15 protein-coding genes are annotated in these 14,292 nt (G+C 66.8%); 7 read left to right on the forward strand and 8 right to left on the reverse strand.

Annotated elements, in window-relative coordinates:
• Window positions 1-93 precede the first annotated feature (93 nt).
• From C664_RS12415 to C664_RS12425, 3 genes are read left to right on the forward strand one after another with little or no spacing between them, the layout of a single operon-like run.
• Window positions 94-1,074 (forward strand): ABC transporter substrate-binding protein, encoded by a 981-nt coding sequence (locus C664_RS12415; protein ID WP_004260634.1) that lies wholly within the window; start codon window positions 94-96, stop codon window positions 1,072-1,074.
• Window positions 1,071-4,196 (forward strand): EAL domain-containing protein, encoded by a 3,126-nt coding sequence (locus tag C664_RS12420; protein WP_004260636.1) that lies wholly within the window; start codon window positions 1,071-1,073, stop codon window positions 4,194-4,196. Before C664_RS12415 ends, C664_RS12420 begins: the two co-directional genes overlap by 4 nt.
• 27 nt (window positions 4,197-4,223) lie before the next feature.
• On the forward strand, window positions 4,224-5,105 hold the full coding sequence (locus C664_RS12425; protein ID WP_004260638.1) for an alpha/beta fold hydrolase: 882 nt from the start codon (window positions 4,224-4,226) through the stop codon (window positions 5,103-5,105).
• A gap of 18 nt (window positions 5,106-5,123) precedes the next feature.
• On the opposite strand, the gene C664_RS12430 is transcribed toward C664_RS12425, so the two are convergent.
• From C664_RS12430 to C664_RS12440, 3 genes are all read right to left on the reverse strand, one after another.
• Window positions 5,124-5,672 carry a YaeQ family protein gene (locus C664_RS12430; RefSeq protein ID WP_004260641.1) on the reverse strand — a complete coding sequence of 183 codons (549 nt, stop codon included), beginning with the start codon at window positions 5,670-5,672 and terminating at the stop codon, window positions 5,124-5,126.
• Window positions 5,672-6,442, reverse strand: a complete 771-nt coding sequence (locus C664_RS12435; RefSeq protein ID WP_004260645.1) for a hypothetical protein — start codon at window positions 6,440-6,442, stop codon at window positions 5,672-5,674. The genes C664_RS12430 and C664_RS12435 overlap by 1 nt, the downstream gene beginning before the upstream one ends.
• 83 nt (window positions 6,443-6,525) lie before the next feature.
• Entirely contained in the window at window positions 6,526-7,035 is a 510-nt protein-coding gene (locus C664_RS12440) for an HAD domain-containing protein (RefSeq protein ID WP_004260647.1), read from the reverse strand.
• Between the two features lie 190 nt (window positions 7,036-7,225).
• Here C664_RS12440 and fabI point away from each other — a divergent pair, with 190 nt between their 5' ends.
• From fabI to folE, 3 genes are all read left to right on the forward strand, one after another.
• Window positions 7,226-8,005, forward strand: coding sequence for an enoyl-ACP reductase FabI (gene fabI / locus C664_RS12445; RefSeq protein ID WP_004260650.1), 780 nt, complete (start codon window positions 7,226-7,228; stop codon window positions 8,003-8,005).
• An 18-nt stretch (window positions 8,006-8,023) separates the two neighbouring features.
• Window positions 8,024-8,620, forward strand: a complete 597-nt coding sequence (locus tag C664_RS12450; protein WP_004260653.1) for a hypothetical protein — start codon at window positions 8,024-8,026, stop codon at window positions 8,618-8,620.
• Between the two features lie 82 nt (window positions 8,621-8,702).
• On the forward strand, window positions 8,703-9,341 hold the full coding sequence (gene folE / locus C664_RS12455; RefSeq protein ID WP_004260656.1) for a GTP cyclohydrolase I FolE: 639 nt from the start codon (window positions 8,703-8,705) through the stop codon (window positions 9,339-9,341).
• A 36-nt stretch (window positions 9,342-9,377) separates the two neighbouring features.
• Here the strand turns inward: folE and C664_RS12460 are convergent, their stop codons facing one another.
• From C664_RS12460 to C664_RS12475, 4 genes are all read right to left on the reverse strand, one after another.
• The gene (locus C664_RS12460; RefSeq protein ID WP_004260658.1) at window positions 9,378-9,707 is read right to left on the reverse strand and encodes a DUF3301 domain-containing protein; all 330 of its coding nucleotides are present in this window, start codon (window positions 9,705-9,707) and stop codon (window positions 9,378-9,380) included.
• A gap of 13 nt (window positions 9,708-9,720) precedes the next feature.
• On the reverse strand, window positions 9,721-11,301 hold the full coding sequence (locus C664_RS12465) for an inorganic phosphate transporter (protein ID WP_004260660.1): 1,581 nt from the start codon (window positions 11,299-11,301) through the stop codon (window positions 9,721-9,723).
• Between the two features lie 140 nt (window positions 11,302-11,441).
• Window positions 11,442-11,807, reverse strand: coding sequence for a nucleotide pyrophosphohydrolase (locus tag C664_RS12470; protein ID WP_004260661.1), 366 nt, complete (start codon window positions 11,805-11,807; stop codon window positions 11,442-11,444).
• Window positions 11,804-12,649, reverse strand: a complete 846-nt coding sequence (locus C664_RS12475) for a 23S rRNA (adenine(2030)-N(6))-methyltransferase RlmJ (protein WP_004260664.1) — start codon at window positions 12,647-12,649, stop codon at window positions 11,804-11,806. Before C664_RS12475 ends, C664_RS12470 begins: the two co-directional genes overlap by 4 nt.
• A 174-nt stretch (window positions 12,650-12,823) precedes the next feature.
• Between C664_RS12475 and C664_RS12480 the strand changes: the two genes are divergently transcribed.
• A complete protein-coding gene (locus tag C664_RS12480; protein WP_004260666.1) occupies window positions 12,824-13,378 on the forward strand; it encodes a gamma carbonic anhydrase family protein in 555 nt (184 codons plus the stop codon).
• Here the strand turns inward: C664_RS12480 and C664_RS12485 are convergent.
• Window positions 13,318-14,244 carry a DMT family transporter gene (locus C664_RS12485; RefSeq protein ID WP_051019141.1) on the reverse strand — a complete coding sequence of 309 codons (927 nt, stop codon included), beginning with the start codon at window positions 14,242-14,244 and terminating at the stop codon, window positions 13,318-13,320. The genes C664_RS12480 and C664_RS12485 overlap by 61 nt on opposite strands.
• Window positions 14,245-14,292: the final 48 nt, after the last annotated feature.

Consider the following 14,292-nt stretch of genomic DNA (forward strand, 5'->3'; position numbering starts at 1 on the left):
GGCCGTCGCGCCAGTGTGACAACTCGGTCACGGCGGACCGGTGGCCGCGTATCGTATCCTTCGCTCCCTTTCTGACACGGACACGCGCAGTCGATGATGCATTCCCGGCGCACCTTGCTGCGCAAGCTCGTGGGGGGCCTCATGCTGGGAGGCATGGGCGGGCTGGGTGGCTGTACGCCAGCGCAACCGCTATCGGTCGCGAGCCACGTGTGGCCCGGCTACGAGTTCATGTTCGTCGCGCGTGACGAAGGCTGGCTCGACACCCGGCAGGTCCGGCTTGTCGAGACGGCATCGGCCACCGCATCGCTGGACGCCCTTGCCCGCCGCGACGTGGTTGCGGCCGCACTGACGCTGGACGAAGTCCTGCGCGCACGCGACCAGGGCCTGCCGCTGACCATCGTGCTGGTGTTCGACGTCTCGCTCGGTGCCGACGTCGTTGTCGCGCGGCCGTCGGTTACCGCGCTCAACGCCTTGCGCGGGGCCCGCATCGGTGTCGAGGAAACCGCCGTGGGTGGCGTGATGCTGGCGCATCTGCTGCAGCACGCCGGACTCGAGGCCAGTGAAGTGGTCCGCGTGCCCCTGCGCATCGACCAGCATGCGCAGGCCTGGCAGGACGGCCGCGTGAATGCGCTGATCACCTACGAACCGGTCGCGAGCACCCTCCTCGCCGGCGATGCCCACCGGCTGTTCGACAGCCGGCGCATCCCCGAGACCATCTTCGACGTGCTGGCTGTGCACCGTGACTGGCTGGACGTTCACCGCAAGGCCCTGACCCACCTCATCGCCGTCCATTTTCGCGGACTGCATGCCTTGCAACGCAACCCGGGCGACACGGCCTTCCGTCTCGCCCGCCGCCTCGGCCTGCCCGGGCAAGCGGTCATGCCCACCTTCCGTGGATTGTCGCTGCCCGGCATCGACGCCAATCGCGCCTATCTCGACCCCGGCGATTCGCGCCTGCGCGATGCAGCCCGCCGTGTCTCCGACCTGATGCTCCGGTCTGGCCAACTGGGCCAGCCCGCGTCGCTGGACGGCCTCACGACGCCCCGCTTCCTGCCGGCCGGAGTGCGTCCATGATGCGGCGCGGGCTCATCCTCCTGCTCGCAGTCCTCATCTTCACGCCGGGCGCCTGGGCTGGCGAGGTCCTGACCCTGGGCGTGCTCAGCTATCGTCCCAAGGCGATCATGCAGCGCACCTGGCAGCCGCTCGCGAACTACCTCACGCAGGCCGTGCCTGGCCACGAGGTTCGACTGCGCGTCCTGAACCCGGCCGAGATGGAAGGTGCGCTGCAACGCCACGAACTGGATTTCGTTTTCACGAACCCGGCGCACTACATCAGCCTGCGCTCCGGCAACCTGCTCTCCGGTGCGCTCGCCACCGTGGTCCGTGCCGAGAAGGGTCACATCGTGCCGGCCATCGGCGGTGTCATGATCGTGCGCGACGACCGCGACGACATCACGACCCTGCACGACCTCTACGGCAAGCGGGTGGCGACGCCGGCGCCCAGTTTTCTCGGTGGCTACGTCTCGCAGGCGTTCGAGCTTTTCGACGCCGGCCTCGATCTCGACCGCATCCAGTTCGAGTCGAGCGCCCAGTTGCATGACCGAATCGTCGATGCCGTGCTCAAGGGCGAGGCAGACGCCGGTTTCGTCCGCACCGGCGTGCTGGAGGATCTCGCACGCGAGGGCCGGACCGATATCTCGCAGTTGCGCATCCTGAACCGCCAGAATCTCCCGGGCTTTCCCTACGCGCTGTCCACCCGCCTGTATCCCGAATGGCCGCTGGTCGCGTTGCCACAGGTCAACAGCGAGACGGCGCGCGTGATCGCCGCCCGCCTGCTCAACCTCGAGGCCGACGACCCGGCCGCCATCGCCGCCGGCATTCACGGCTTCTCCATCCCCGCCGACTATGCCCCGGTCGAATCGGCGATGCGCAGCCTGCGCGCCCCTCCGTTCGACCAACTGCCCGAGTTCACCTGGCAGGACGTCTTCGACCGCTACCAGCCCGTCGTGATCTCGCTCCTCGGCGCCGGCTGCATCATCCTCGCACTTGCCATCGGGCTCGCCCGACGCAACCGCCAACTGGACCGGTCCAACCGTCAGGCCCGACATCTGGCGGTAGCGATGAAGCTCGAGCGCGAGCGACTGGACAACGTGATCGCCGCCACACAGGTCGGCACCTGGGAGTGGACGATCCCGACCGGCGAACTCCAGATCAATCGGCGCTGGGCCGAGATGCTGGGCTACACCCCCGAGGAGCTCGCCCCCGTCACCATCGAGACCTGGCACAGGCTCACCCACTCCGACGACCAGATCGCCATCAAGCGCAAGCTGCGGGCCCATTTCGCCGGCGAGGTGCCGGGTTTCCGCCACGACATCCGGATGCGGCACAAGGACGGACACTGGGTCTGGATCCACTCCTGCGGCAGCGTGATCACCAGCGCACGCGACGGCTCGCCGCAGCTGATGGCGGGCACGCATGAGGACATTACCGAGCGCAAGCAGTCGGAAGACGCGCTGCGCCTGTCTGCCAGCGTGTTCCAGAACAGCTACGAGGCCATCCTGATCACCGATGCGGACAACCGCATCGTGGACGTCAATCCCTCATTCACCCGCATCACCGGCTACGCGCGCGAGGAGGTGCTGGGCCAGAACCCGTCCATCCTCAGCTCGGGCAAACAATCGCGCGACTTCTACACGCAGCTGTGGCGCAGCCTGCAGACCACCGACCACTGGCGTGGCGAGGTCTGGAACCGACGCAAGAACGGCGAGCTGTTCGCGGAATCGCTGTCCATCACCCGCGTGCTCGACGACAACGGCAGGCTGGTCCACCACGTGGCGGTCTTCTCGGACGTCAGCCGCCTGAAGGCGCATGCGGAGGAACTCGACCGCATCGCCCACTTCGATCCGCTGACCGGCGTGCCCAACCGCCGCCTGCTGGAGGATCGCCTGCGCCAAGCCATCGCCCACGCCGACCGCAGCCGCAGGCCGCTCGCCGTTTGCCTGCTCGACCTCGACGGCTTCAAGCCGATCAACGACCAGTATGGCCACGAGGCGGGCGACCAACTGCTCGTGGAGATCGTCGACCGCCTGCAGACGATGCTGCGCTCGGTGGATACCATTGCCCGCCTCGGTGGTGACGAGTTCGTGATCCTGCTCGGAGACCTCGACAGCCACAGCGTCTTCGACCGCATCCTGGAAGCGGTCAGCGAACCCGTCCAGTTGCGCGACGACAGCGTGGCGGTGTCGGCCAGCATCGGGGTCGCGCTGTATCCGGACGACCGGGTCGATGCCGACACCCTGCTGCGTCATGCGGATCAGGCGATGTATCTCGCAAAGCAGCGCGGTCGCAACTGCGTGCAGGTCTTCGACTCCAGCGTCGAGGCCTCGCTGCGCCAGAAGCAGGAACTGCTGCGCCGGCTGGCGCAGGCTCTCGAGCAGGGCGAGTTCGTGCTCCACTTCCAGCCCAAGGTCGACATGTTCGAGCGCCGGCCGGTAGGCGCCGAGGCCCTGGTGCGCTGGAACCATCCCGAAGTCGGACTGCGCCCCCCCGCCGACTTCCTGCCTGCACTCGAAGGCAACGAACTCGAGATCACGCTGGGCGAATGGGTCATCCGCACGGCGCTCGAGCAGGTCGCCAACTGGCGCGCGGCGGGTCTTGACCTGCCGGTGGCCGTCAACATCAGTGCGCGCCATCTGCTCAAGGCGAACTTCGTCGCCGACCTGAAGGCGATGCTCGACGAACATCCGGACATCGCGCCCGACCGGCTCGAACTCGAGATCGTCGAGTCGACCGCGATCACCGACATGAATGCGGCGCTCGATGTGCTGACGGCCTGTCGTGCATTGGGCGTGCGGCTCGCCCTTGATGATTTCGGCACCGGCTACGCCTCGCTGGCCTACTTCCGCCGCCTGCCGGTCGACCTGCTCAAGATCGATCGCAGCTTCGTGCGCGACATGCTGTCCGACGCCGACGACCGCGCGATCGTGCTCAGCGTGGTCCATCTGGCCCAGGCGTTCGACCGCCAGGTGATTGCCGAGGGCGTCGAGACCATGGATCATGCCGAGGCCCTGATCGAGATCGGCTGCCGACTCGGCCAGGGCTACGGCATCGCGCGGCCGATGCCCGCGGCGCACGTCCCCGGCTGGATCGTCTGGTACACCGCCGCAACCGGCGAGGCCGCTGCGGAGCACGGCTGACCCCCTGCCCACGCGCTTCCCAACCGAATGAAACTGCTCTCCTGGTCGCACCGCCTTGGCAATGGACATACCCTGCGCGGCCACCATTCGCCGCCATCGGGCCGACCGGTGATCCATTTCCTGCATGGCAACGGCTATTGCGGCCTCACCTATGCACCAATGCTCGAACGCCTGTCCGAACGCTTCGATCTCTTCCTGTCGGACGTACCGGGCCATGGCGACAGCGATCACGGCGGACGCTTCCCGGGCTGGAACCATTGCGCCGAGTTCGCCCTCGAGGCCTGGCGGGCTCATCAGCCACGCTTCGGGAACGTGGACGTCCACGCGGTCGGCCACAGTTTCGGTTCGGTCCTCAGCACGCTGATGCTCGCGCGCTCGCCGGAAACTTTCAGGCGTGCCGTACTGCTCGACCCGGTGCTGTTTCCACCCGCCATGATCGGGCTGATGGCACTGTCGGACGTCGTGGGGCTGTACTCGCGCAATACGCTGGCACAGCGCGCGAGCAAGCGCCGGCACCACTGGAACAGCCGTGCAGAGGCGATGGACGGCCTGCGCAACCGCGGCATGTTCAAGGGCTGGCGCGACGATGCGCTGCAAGCCTATGTGCAGCACGCGCTGCGCGATCATCCGGGCGGCGGCGTGGAGCTGAAATGCCGCCCGTCGCGTGAAGCGGAAATCTTCGGTTCGTATCCGCGCCGGCTATGGGCATCGCTGGCGCGCATCACCACGCCGACGCTGGTGCTACGTGGCGAGGACACCTACCCCTTCGCCGCACGCGCCGTGGAGCGCTGGACGCGCAGCAATCCCGTCGCGCGCCGCGAGGTGCTGCCGGGTGGGCACTGCTTCATGCAGGAAGATCCAGATCGCGCCGCAGCGGCCGTCGCCGATTTTCTGCGAACCACCGCCTAAGCGGCGCGCCAGGCGGCGCTAGACGCGGTCGGCGCCCAACAGGGTGCGAGGCTCGATCTGCACCGTGTCACGGCCATTGGTCACCCAGACATGTCCGTCCTGGATGCTGAACTGCAGGCGCATCGTGCGTTCTGCCAGCTTCGCCAGTTCGCTGCTTGCCTCGCGCGAAACCTCGATCACACGGAGCGTTGCCTGGCGTGAAAGCTTGTCGCGCACGCCGGCCCACCACACCTCGAGCGCACGCCCGTAAGTCAGTACGACGACCTCGGTGGCCCGGCCACAGGCCTTGCGCACCCACTTTTCGTCGGGCTGACCGACATCGATCCAGCGTTGGATGGCGCCGGTCAGGTCCTTTTGCCACAGGTCCGGTTCGTCGTCGACGCACAAGCCCTTGCCAAACGCCAGCGCGGGGTCCGCAAACAGCGCGAAGCCCAGCAGGCGCACCATCATGCGCTCGTCGGTCTCGGACGGATGGCGCGCAAGCGTCAGGCTGTAGTCGGCATAGTGGCCGCGATCCATGTCCGCTATCTGGATGTCGGCCTTGAAGATCGTTGCCTTCAGCGCCATCAATGCACCTGCTCGGGCGGACGATTGGCCTGCTGCCAGGCGATCACGGCACGCGCCGCATGGGCCATCACCAGGTCGCGTTCCGCCTTCGGCAGCTCGCGCGACAGCGCCGCGAGCAATGCCTGCGTCGCTTCCTGGCCGATCCCTTCGGATGCGAGCCCGTCGGCCAGGCAGCGGATCTGGATGAACGCCAGCGCGTCGGCCACCAGGCGCCAGCCTGCAACCGGCATCTCGCGCAGCAGGCCGAGCAGACGGCTGCCGAGCTGGGTCGCGAGCCTCAGGGCTTCACCGCGATCCTGCGTGGCGATCGACGAATGCCACAGCGCAAGATGGATGCCGCGCCGCAGCTCGACCTTGAAGTCGATGGCGTTTTCCTCTGCACGACCGATGGCCTCGAACTGCTGCAGGAAACGCGCCTCGTCGCCTTCATCGAGGCCGGTACGCAGCGAGCCGATCAACTCGGTCAGCCCGGGAATCGCGACCAGCTCGAAGGCCTGGCTCCACGCCACGCCCCATTGATCCATGCCGGTGAGCAGCAGGGCAAGGCGCAGCGCCCGTGCCTCCTCGCCAGCCTCGGCCGCGGCCCAGTCGCTCAGCTCGCGGCGCAGTTGCTCCACCCCGCGCAGGCGGATCTCGTCGGTTTCGCCCACGCTGAGCCGAAACACGCGTGCGAAGGCCTCCTGGGCCAGATGAGCGGCCTGGCGTTGCGCCTGCGCATCGACACAGGCGGCAAGAGGATCGGGGGCGAGGACGGAGTCGGGCGCAGTCATGGGTGCCGGCGTATCGGGAAAGGGGCGCACATTGTGCACAGCGCCAACCGGCTAGGCAATCGGACACCGGGCGGCCACAGCATTCAGGCGATGCTGCGCGCCCACAGCGACGGCGAATCGGGCTCGGCACGATTCTCGCGACCGTCGCGAAAATCCTGCAGCAGACGCCGCAGTGCACCGGCGTCCTCCTCCGTGAAGCCGCGCTTGAAGTCGGTCAGCAGCAGGCGCGAACGGGTCATCCAGTTGCCCGGCGCATCGTCGAGCGCGCACCACGCGGCATTGCGATGGTCGGCTTCGTGCTGGGCCAGCCACAACATCGCCTCACGTTCGCGCAGGCCGTGCAGTTCGGCGCCATGCTTGGGCAGCACGTGCGGCGTCGCACCGACGATGCGGGGACGGATGTCCTCGGAGAAGCGGGCGACCAGCTTCTGCATCGAGAACAGCATGCGCCAGTCAGAGGCGATCACCACGCGCGCCTCTTCGAATTCGCGCACAACCGTCTCGATGAGCGGCAGGCAGCGAAAATCCTCGACCTCGCCCCAGGGGTGGGTGACGCCGTCGAAGTCCATGAAGATGTATGCGTTGCGTGTCATGTTGCACTCTCAATGCCAAATAGGCGTGATGCAGCGGTTCGTTAATGCTGCATTGCAGAATATACTCCATTACAACTCATCGACGTCTGCCGCTTTCGTCACGGAACATGCGAAAGATTGTCATCGTCCGATGCTTTGATGACGGCTTGCGCAGCGCACAAAATTCCCTTTTATTGCGAGGACTATAAGCATGAATCCCATCGTCAACCTGCAGGGCAAGGTCGGTCTCATCACGGGCATCGCCAACGAGAAGTCCATTTCGACCGGTGTCGCCGAAGCCTGCGCACAAGCCGGCGCGAAGCTGGTCATCACCTACCAGAACGACAAGACCCGCGCCTTCATCGAGCCGATCATCCAGCGCCTGGGCGTGGAGGACGTGCTACTGCTCGACGTCACCCAGCCGGAAGCCATGGACGCGGTGTTCGCCGAGATCGAAGCGCGCCATGGCAAGCTCGACTTCGCGGTGCATAGCATGGCCTTCGCCAAGCGCGACGACCTGCACGGCCGCGTGGTGGACACGTCGGCCGACGGATTCGCGCTGGCGATGGACGTGTCGACCCACTCCTTCGTACGCCTGGCCAAGAAGGCCGAACCGCTGTTGGCAAAGGCCGGCGGCGGCGCGCTGGTGACGATGACCTACCTCGGCTCGGAGAAGGTCATCCCGAACTACGGCGTGATGGGCTTGTGCAAGGCCGCGCTCGAGGCCGCCACCCGCTACATGGCGGCCGAACTCGGTGCCAAGGGCATCCGCGTGAACGCCGTGTCGCCCGGCCCGCTGATGACGCGTGCCGCCTCCGGCATCGCTGGTTTCGACGGGCTGATGGCCGCTGCGGTCGAGCGCTCGCCGATGCATGCACTCGTCACGCCGGAAGACATCGGCGCGCTGACCGCCTTCCTGGTGTCGGACGCCGGCCGCCTGGTGACCGGCGGGGTCCATTTCGTCGACGCCGGCTATAACATCATGGCGTAAGCACACGGAGCCGAGCCCATGATCGACCTCGCTGCAGCACGCGCCCGCATCGGCCGTGGTGACATTCTGCTGCCGGACCCGGTTCCGGCACACCCGCTGCTCGACGGCAAGCCGGAAATCGGCCGCGGCGAGTATTCGATCGTGCTCGACAAGGGCGATGGCGAACGGGTCTACAAGATCGTCAGTTCGCCCGCCGACTACTTCCTCTATACCGCCGACGACCGCCCGTGCGGCGAGCACTTCCCGGTCATCTACGCCGACCACGGCATCATCGGCCGCGCCCATTCGGGCTATCCGCTGCATCTGATCGAGATGGAGAAGCTGTATCCGCTCGCACAGGACTCAGCCGCCGCCGACCTCGCACTGCGCCTGATCGACACCTATTGGTCGGCCTGCGAGCAATGGAGCCGCCTGGGCATGGACATGGGGCGCATCGCCCTGTATCACCTGACCGTCAATCCGCTGGCCATGACCGACAGCATGCAGCGGGCGCTCAAGGCCCTGTCGGACTTCGTCGAGGAGTACCACGTGCTGCCCGACATCCTGAACGCGAACAACCTGATGATGCGCAAGGACGGCACGCTGGTGTTCTCCGACCCCGTCTTCATCGCCTGACACCCCGGCCGTTTCGGGCCACGGCCGCGCGATCCGCGTATCATTGCCTCCCCGTTTGCGCCGACGCGCGTGGAGCAACGCCATGTCCCGACACGACCACGACGAGCACGATCACCCCGCCCCGCCCCGCCCGCGCAGCGTCGGCATCGCCCGCACCGGCGACTTCGATGCGCCGGCGTTCGAGCGCGCCATCGGCGACCTGCTGCGTGCCTGCGGCATCGACGCCGCCACCTCGCACACCGGTCGCACCGCGCAACGGGTACGCGAGCTATGGCAGAAGCGCCTGCTCGGCGGTTACGACCTCGACCCTGCCGAGGTACTGGGCGACGGCTTCGAGGACGAGCGCCGCGACATGGTCGTGGTCCGCGGCATCGCGGTGCATGGCGTCTGCCCCCATCATCTGGTGCCCTTCCGTGGCGTGGCACACGTCGCCTACCTGCCGGGCGGACGCCTGCACGGTTTTGGCCGCATCGCACGGCTGGTCGATGCGATCGGCCACCGCTTCACCTATCAGGAATGGATGACGCGCGACATTGCCGACGCCTTGATGCAGCACGGCAAGGCCGCCGGCGCAGCCTGCGTGATCGAAGCCGAGCAGCTGTGCCTGCTGCTAGGCGAGGACAGGCGCGGCGACGAACGCGTGGTGACGCAGGCCTTCAGTGGCGAGTTCGAACGCTCGGCGCAGGCCCGCAACGAATTCCTGCGCGCAGTCTCTGGCTGAGGCTGCAAGGACGGCCGCCCATGAGCCGCCCGGCGTTCAGAACAGGCTGACGACCTGCGCCCGGTGCTCGGTAAGATCCACAAGAACCACTTCGCGCCCTTCGATCACCACGGCGCCCCGGTAGCGGTCGTTACCGGTCAGCGAATACTCGAAGTCGAAACCTCGACGCAGCACCATGTGGCCGTGCTCGTCACGGGCCAGCTTGAGGCCGTGGCCGACCACCGTTTCATCGAGAAACTGCAGCCCCTCCCGCAGACAGGCGCGTCGTGCGGCCTCCAAACCGGCCTCGCGCGCCTTCAGGCTGTCGAACCAGAACCAGACGATGCCACCGAGCATCAGGACCGTCAGCAGTTCGACGAAGCTCATGTCCGCAGGCCGCTCAGGGCAACATCATGCCGCGGATGGTGAAGAACAGAATCGCCGCCATCAGCGCCGACGCAGGCACCGTGATGACCCACGCTGCGGCGATCCGCATCAGCTGCGAGCGCTTCACCAGTTCGCGCCGATAGACCTTGCGCAACCCCTTGCGTTCGGTCTTGGAGAAGTGCGCGGGGTCCTCGGCCTTCTTGGAGCGCTCCTTCAGGTCCCGCAGCATCTCGCCCTTCTCTTCGATCGACGCCTTCTCGAAGCGGGCAATGAAGGCTTCGATCGCGGCGAGGTCGCCCTCGGGGTGATGCGCCTTGATCTCGGCCACCATGCGATCGTAGTTGCTCTTCAGGTATTCGCGCAGGAAGCCGACCCCGAACACACCGCCCACGGCAATGTGCGTGGAGCTGACCGGAAGCCCCATCTGACTGGCCACGATCACGGTCAGCGTCGCCGCCATGGCGATGCAGTAGGCGCGCATCTGGTCGAGCTCGGTGATCTCCGACCCCACGGTGCGGATCACCTTGGGTCCGAACAGCGCCAGCCCGAGCGCGATACCGAGCGCGCCGACCATCATGACCCAGGTCGGAATCGGCGCGGACTTGTTCACGACGCCCGCGTTGGACACCACATCCACGATGGCGGCCAGCGGACCGACCGCGTTCGCCACGTCGTTCGAGCCATGCGCGAAGCTGAGCAGCGCTGCCGCGAAGATTAGCGGCACGGTGAACAGACGATTGACGCTCTGCTTGGTGTTGGCAAGCAGAACGCCGCGCGCGCCAATAGCCCGCTTGGTGAGCAGGAACACCGGCACCGCGATGACGAGCCCATACGCCACGGCCTCACCGAAGCCGACCGTCCACACTCGGTTGAGTCCCTTCAAGATCAGATAGGTGCCGAACGTCCAGGCCATGAACGCCACCAGCAGCGGCACCATCTTGCGCGCGGCGGCGGCCATGTCGGCCTGGTAGGTGATGCTGCGCTTGACGAGGTAGAGGAAACCGGCCGCAAACAGACCGCCGAGCAACGGCGAAATGACCCAGCTTGCCACGATACCCGTCATGGTCTCCCAGTCCACGATGCCCGGCCCCGCTGCCGCCATGCCCGCGCCAAGCACGGCGCCGACGATCGAGTGCGTCGTCGACACCGGCGCCCCGACCGCCGTGGCAATGTTGAGCCACAGCGCCCCGGCGAGCAGCGCCGCCAGCATAATCCACACGAAGGTGTCGGAATCGGTGATCAGGTCCGGGTTGATGATGCCGTTGCGGATGGTGCCCACGACCTCGCCGCCGGCGATCAACGCGCCCGCTGCCTCGAAGACCGCGGCGATGACCAGCGCTCCGGCAAGGCTGAGCGCCTTCGAGCCGACGGCCGGGCCGACGTTGTTGGCGACGTCGTTGGCACCGATGTTCATGGCCATGTAGCCGCCGACCATCGCCGCCATGACAAGGATCATTCCGCCTTCGCCGGTGCCGCGCATGGCGGCGTAGAACATGACGCCGACGATGAAGAGAAGGCCGATGCCGAGGCGGAGCATCTCGCCCCGCCCGCGATGTGTTGCGCGCTCGATTTCGCTGATGTGCTGCAGGTCCACTTCAAGTGTCCCGAAAGATACAAAGGCCCTATTGTTTCAGAAAATTGACGCGCCCCCAATCAGCTTGATGCGCCATCCGCCCCCTGCGTGCGTTGCGCCGCAGCATTGGTGCAACACCACCCTGCAGACCTGACGGCCAGTCAGATCCGGTCGTACTTGTCCGATCGTCCGCGGGCGCGCTCGACCGGGTAGCGCTCGGCATTGAGCGCCAGCTTGCGTTGCGCCGCGGCAACAAGATCGACATCGAGCACATCGGCCAGTCGCACGAGGTACATCAGCACGTCCGCCAGCTCCAGCGCCACGGCAGCCCGTGCTTCGGGCGTGAGTTCGGCGGACTGCTCGGCGGTCAGCCACTGGAAGTGCTCGATCACCTCGCCCGCCTCACCCGACAGCGCCATGGCGAGGTTCTTGGGCGTATGGAACTGCGCCCACTCGCGCTCGGCGGCAAAAGCCCGCAAGGCCTCGCGCAAGGCGTCGAGCGAATCGGGCTGCGTTCGCGGCTTCATTCGATGTGATGCTCCAGGTCGAAGCCCGCCGCCTCGTCGACACCCAGCGTCTTCACCAGCCAGGGCATCATCGCCTCCAGCCGCTCGGGCAGCACCCAGGGCGGATTGACGATGAACATGCCGCTGCCGAACATGCCGAAGCCGTCGCGCGGCGGCTGGCGGACCGCCAGGCGTACATCCAGCCAGCTGTCGGCACGGAGCTCGGCGAGACGGGCCGGCAGGGCGCGCGCCTCGGGGCGGGCCAGCAGCGGATACCACACGGCATAGGTACCGGTCGGGAAGCGGCGCAGCGCGTCCTTCAGGCAATCGAGCACGCGCCGGTAGTCCTCCTTGAGTTCGTAAGGCGGGTCGATCAGCACCACGGCACGCCGCGAAGGCGGGGGCAACAGGCTCTTGAGCGCCGCGAAGCCGTCGGCCTTGCGACACTGCACCCGCTCGGTCTCGCTGGCGAAGGTGCGGTCGAGCGACTCGAAATCGGCCGGGTGCAGTTCGAACAGGCGCAGTCGATCCTGCGCGCGCGCGGCAGTCATCGCCAGCGCGGGCGACCCCGGATAGAACAGGAGCCGGCCATGCGGATTGAACTGCGCGACGGCAGCACGGTAGGCGGCGAGCGGCTCGGGCAGATCGTCGCGGCCCCACAGGCGGGCAATGCCATCGACGTACTCGGCGGTCTTGCCCGCCTGCTCGCTGTCCAGCGCATAACAGCCGCCACCCGCGTGCGTGTCGATGTAGTGCCAGGGCTTGTCCTTGCGGTTGAAATAGGACAGCAGTTCGAGCAGGACCGCGTGTTTCAGGACGTCGGCATGATTGCCGGCATGGAAGGCGTGACGATAGCTGAGCATGGGTTTTTCCGGTTGCGGCCCGAATGCTAGCACTGCACCCGGCCGTGCGCTAAATTCTGCGTCAGATCAGCCACATCGCCGCGCTTGCCGCGGTTTGCACCACGGTTCGCACTTGATATGATGCGCCCCCCGAAAGCCGGCTCACACCGGTATGCATAGACAGCGAGAACAAGCATGAGCATCTACGCCCTGGGCGACCGCACGCCGCGCTTCGGCGAAGGGTCCTGGGTCGCGCACAACGCGACGGTCATCGGCGCGGTCGACGCCGGCCGCGACGTCAGCATCTGGTACAACGTCGTGATCCGCGGCGACAACGACCCGATCACCATCGGCGAAGGCAGCAACATCCAGGACGGATCGGTGCTGCACAACGACAAGGGCGTACCGCTGACCATCGGCAAGCACGTCACCGTTGGCCACATGGCGATGCTGCACGGCTGCACCATTGGGGACGGCAGCCTCATCGGGATCAACGCGGTCATCCTCAACAAGGCGGTGATCGGCAAGAACTGCATCATCGGCGCCAACGCGCTGATCCCCGAGGGCAAGGTGATTCCCGATCGCTCGCTGGTCGTCGGCTCTCCCGGCCGCGTGATTCGCGAACTGTCCGATGCCGAGATCGAGCATCTGAAGTGGAACGCGAGCCACTACGTCGACAATGCCCGTCTCTACTCCACCGAGCTGCGCGCCGTCGACCCCACCACCGTGCTCGGCACGCCATCGGCCTGATCGGCGGTGCGCGCGCCCGCGCGCGTCAGCCACACGACGGCGCCAAGGATGATGGCGCCGCCGACGATCTGCAGTAGCGAAAAGGGCTCGCTCAGGAACAACGCCGCCAGCGCGATCGTGACGACGGGCTCGAGCGTGGACAGGGTCGCCGCGTCGGCCGCGCCCAGATTGCGAATGCCGATGAAGAAGCCGAGCATCGCCACGACGGTGCACACCACCGCGATCGCGACCACCGCCGTCCAGGCCGAGACGCTCGCAGGGAAGGCTGGCTGCTGCCAGATCGCCAGCGCAGAGAACACGGCGGCCGCACCGATCATCACCACCGTCGCGGCCGCCAGCGGATCCTCCTGCGTCAGCACACGACCGCCGGCGAGGATGTACACCGAATAGATCAACGCAGCTGCCACACCCAGCATCACACCCACCGCCTCACCCGCCAGGCCTCCACCGAGCGTCAGTGCCGTACCGAAGAGGGCCGCCAGCACGGCCACGACCCGGCCGACTCCCAAGGGTTGGCGCAGGAACAGCGCGCCCAGCAGGGTGACCAGGAAGGGATAGAGATACAGCAGCAGCGCGACCAGCCCGGCCGACGCGTGATTGAGCGCCGAAAAGAAGCTCATCGACTGGCCGACATAGAGCACGCCGCCCATCCCGAGCAGCAGCAGGAGATTGCGCCCCCGCGGCCAGCGCCGGCGTGTCGCAAGCATGAAGCAGGTCATCAGCGCCGCAGCGATCACGAACCGGAGCAGCAGCACGGCAATCACCTCCGCACCGCCGGCGTACGCATAGCGGGCGAAGATCGCCATCGAACCAAAGGCGGCAGCGGAAAGGGCGACGCACGCGGCACCGAATAATCGAGGACTCATTGCACGGCCGGGGAAAGCTCGGCAGGATGCCCCGGACTCACGATGCGG

This window comes from Thauera sp. 63, from assembly GCF_000310165.2.
In the GTDB taxonomy this organism is placed as follows: domain Bacteria; phylum Pseudomonadota; class Gammaproteobacteria; order Burkholderiales; family Rhodocyclaceae; genus Thauera; species Thauera humireducens.

Bases quoted from the DNA above. Each gene is read 5' to 3' on its own strand.
- C664_RS12485 (WP_051019141.1), bottom strand. From the start codon at position 14,244: ATGAGTCCTCGATTATTCGGTGCCGCGTGCGTCGCCCTTTCCGCTGCC.
- C664_RS12470 (WP_004260661.1), bottom strand. From the start codon at position 11,807: ATGAAGCCGCGAACGCAGCCCGATTCGCTCGACGCCTTGCGCGAGGCC.
- fabI (WP_004260650.1), top strand. From the start codon at position 7,226: ATGAATCCCATCGTCAACCTGCAGGGCAAGGTCGGTCTCATCACGGGC.
- C664_RS12435 (WP_004260645.1), bottom strand. From the start codon at position 6,442: ATGACTGCGCCCGACTCCGTCCTCGCCCCCGATCCTCTTGCCGCCTGT.
- C664_RS12420 (WP_004260636.1), top strand. From the start codon at position 1,071: ATGATGCGGCGCGGGCTCATCCTCCTGCTCGCAGTCCTCATCTTCACG.
- C664_RS12450 (WP_004260653.1), top strand. From the start codon at position 8,024: ATGATCGACCTCGCTGCAGCACGCGCCCGCATCGGCCGTGGTGACATT.
- C664_RS12415 (WP_004260634.1), top strand. From the start codon at position 94: ATGATGCATTCCCGGCGCACCTTGCTGCGCAAGCTCGTGGGGGGCCTC.
- folE (WP_004260656.1), top strand. From the start codon at position 8,703: ATGTCCCGACACGACCACGACGAGCACGATCACCCCGCCCCGCCCCGC.
- C664_RS12480 (WP_004260666.1), top strand. From the start codon at position 12,824: ATGAGCATCTACGCCCTGGGCGACCGCACGCCGCGCTTCGGCGAAGGG.
- C664_RS12425 (WP_004260638.1), top strand. From the start codon at position 4,224: ATGAAACTGCTCTCCTGGTCGCACCGCCTTGGCAATGGACATACCCTG.
- C664_RS12440 (WP_004260647.1), bottom strand. From the start codon at position 7,035: ATGACACGCAACGCATACATCTTCATGGACTTCGACGGCGTCACCCAC.
- C664_RS12430 (WP_004260641.1), bottom strand. From the start codon at position 5,672: ATGGCGCTGAAGGCAACGATCTTCAAGGCCGACATCCAGATAGCGGAC.
- C664_RS12475 (WP_004260664.1), bottom strand. From the start codon at position 12,649: ATGCTCAGCTATCGTCACGCCTTCCATGCCGGCAATCATGCCGACGTC.
- C664_RS12460 (WP_004260658.1), bottom strand. From the start codon at position 9,707: ATGAGCTTCGTCGAACTGCTGACGGTCCTGATGCTCGGTGGCATCGTC.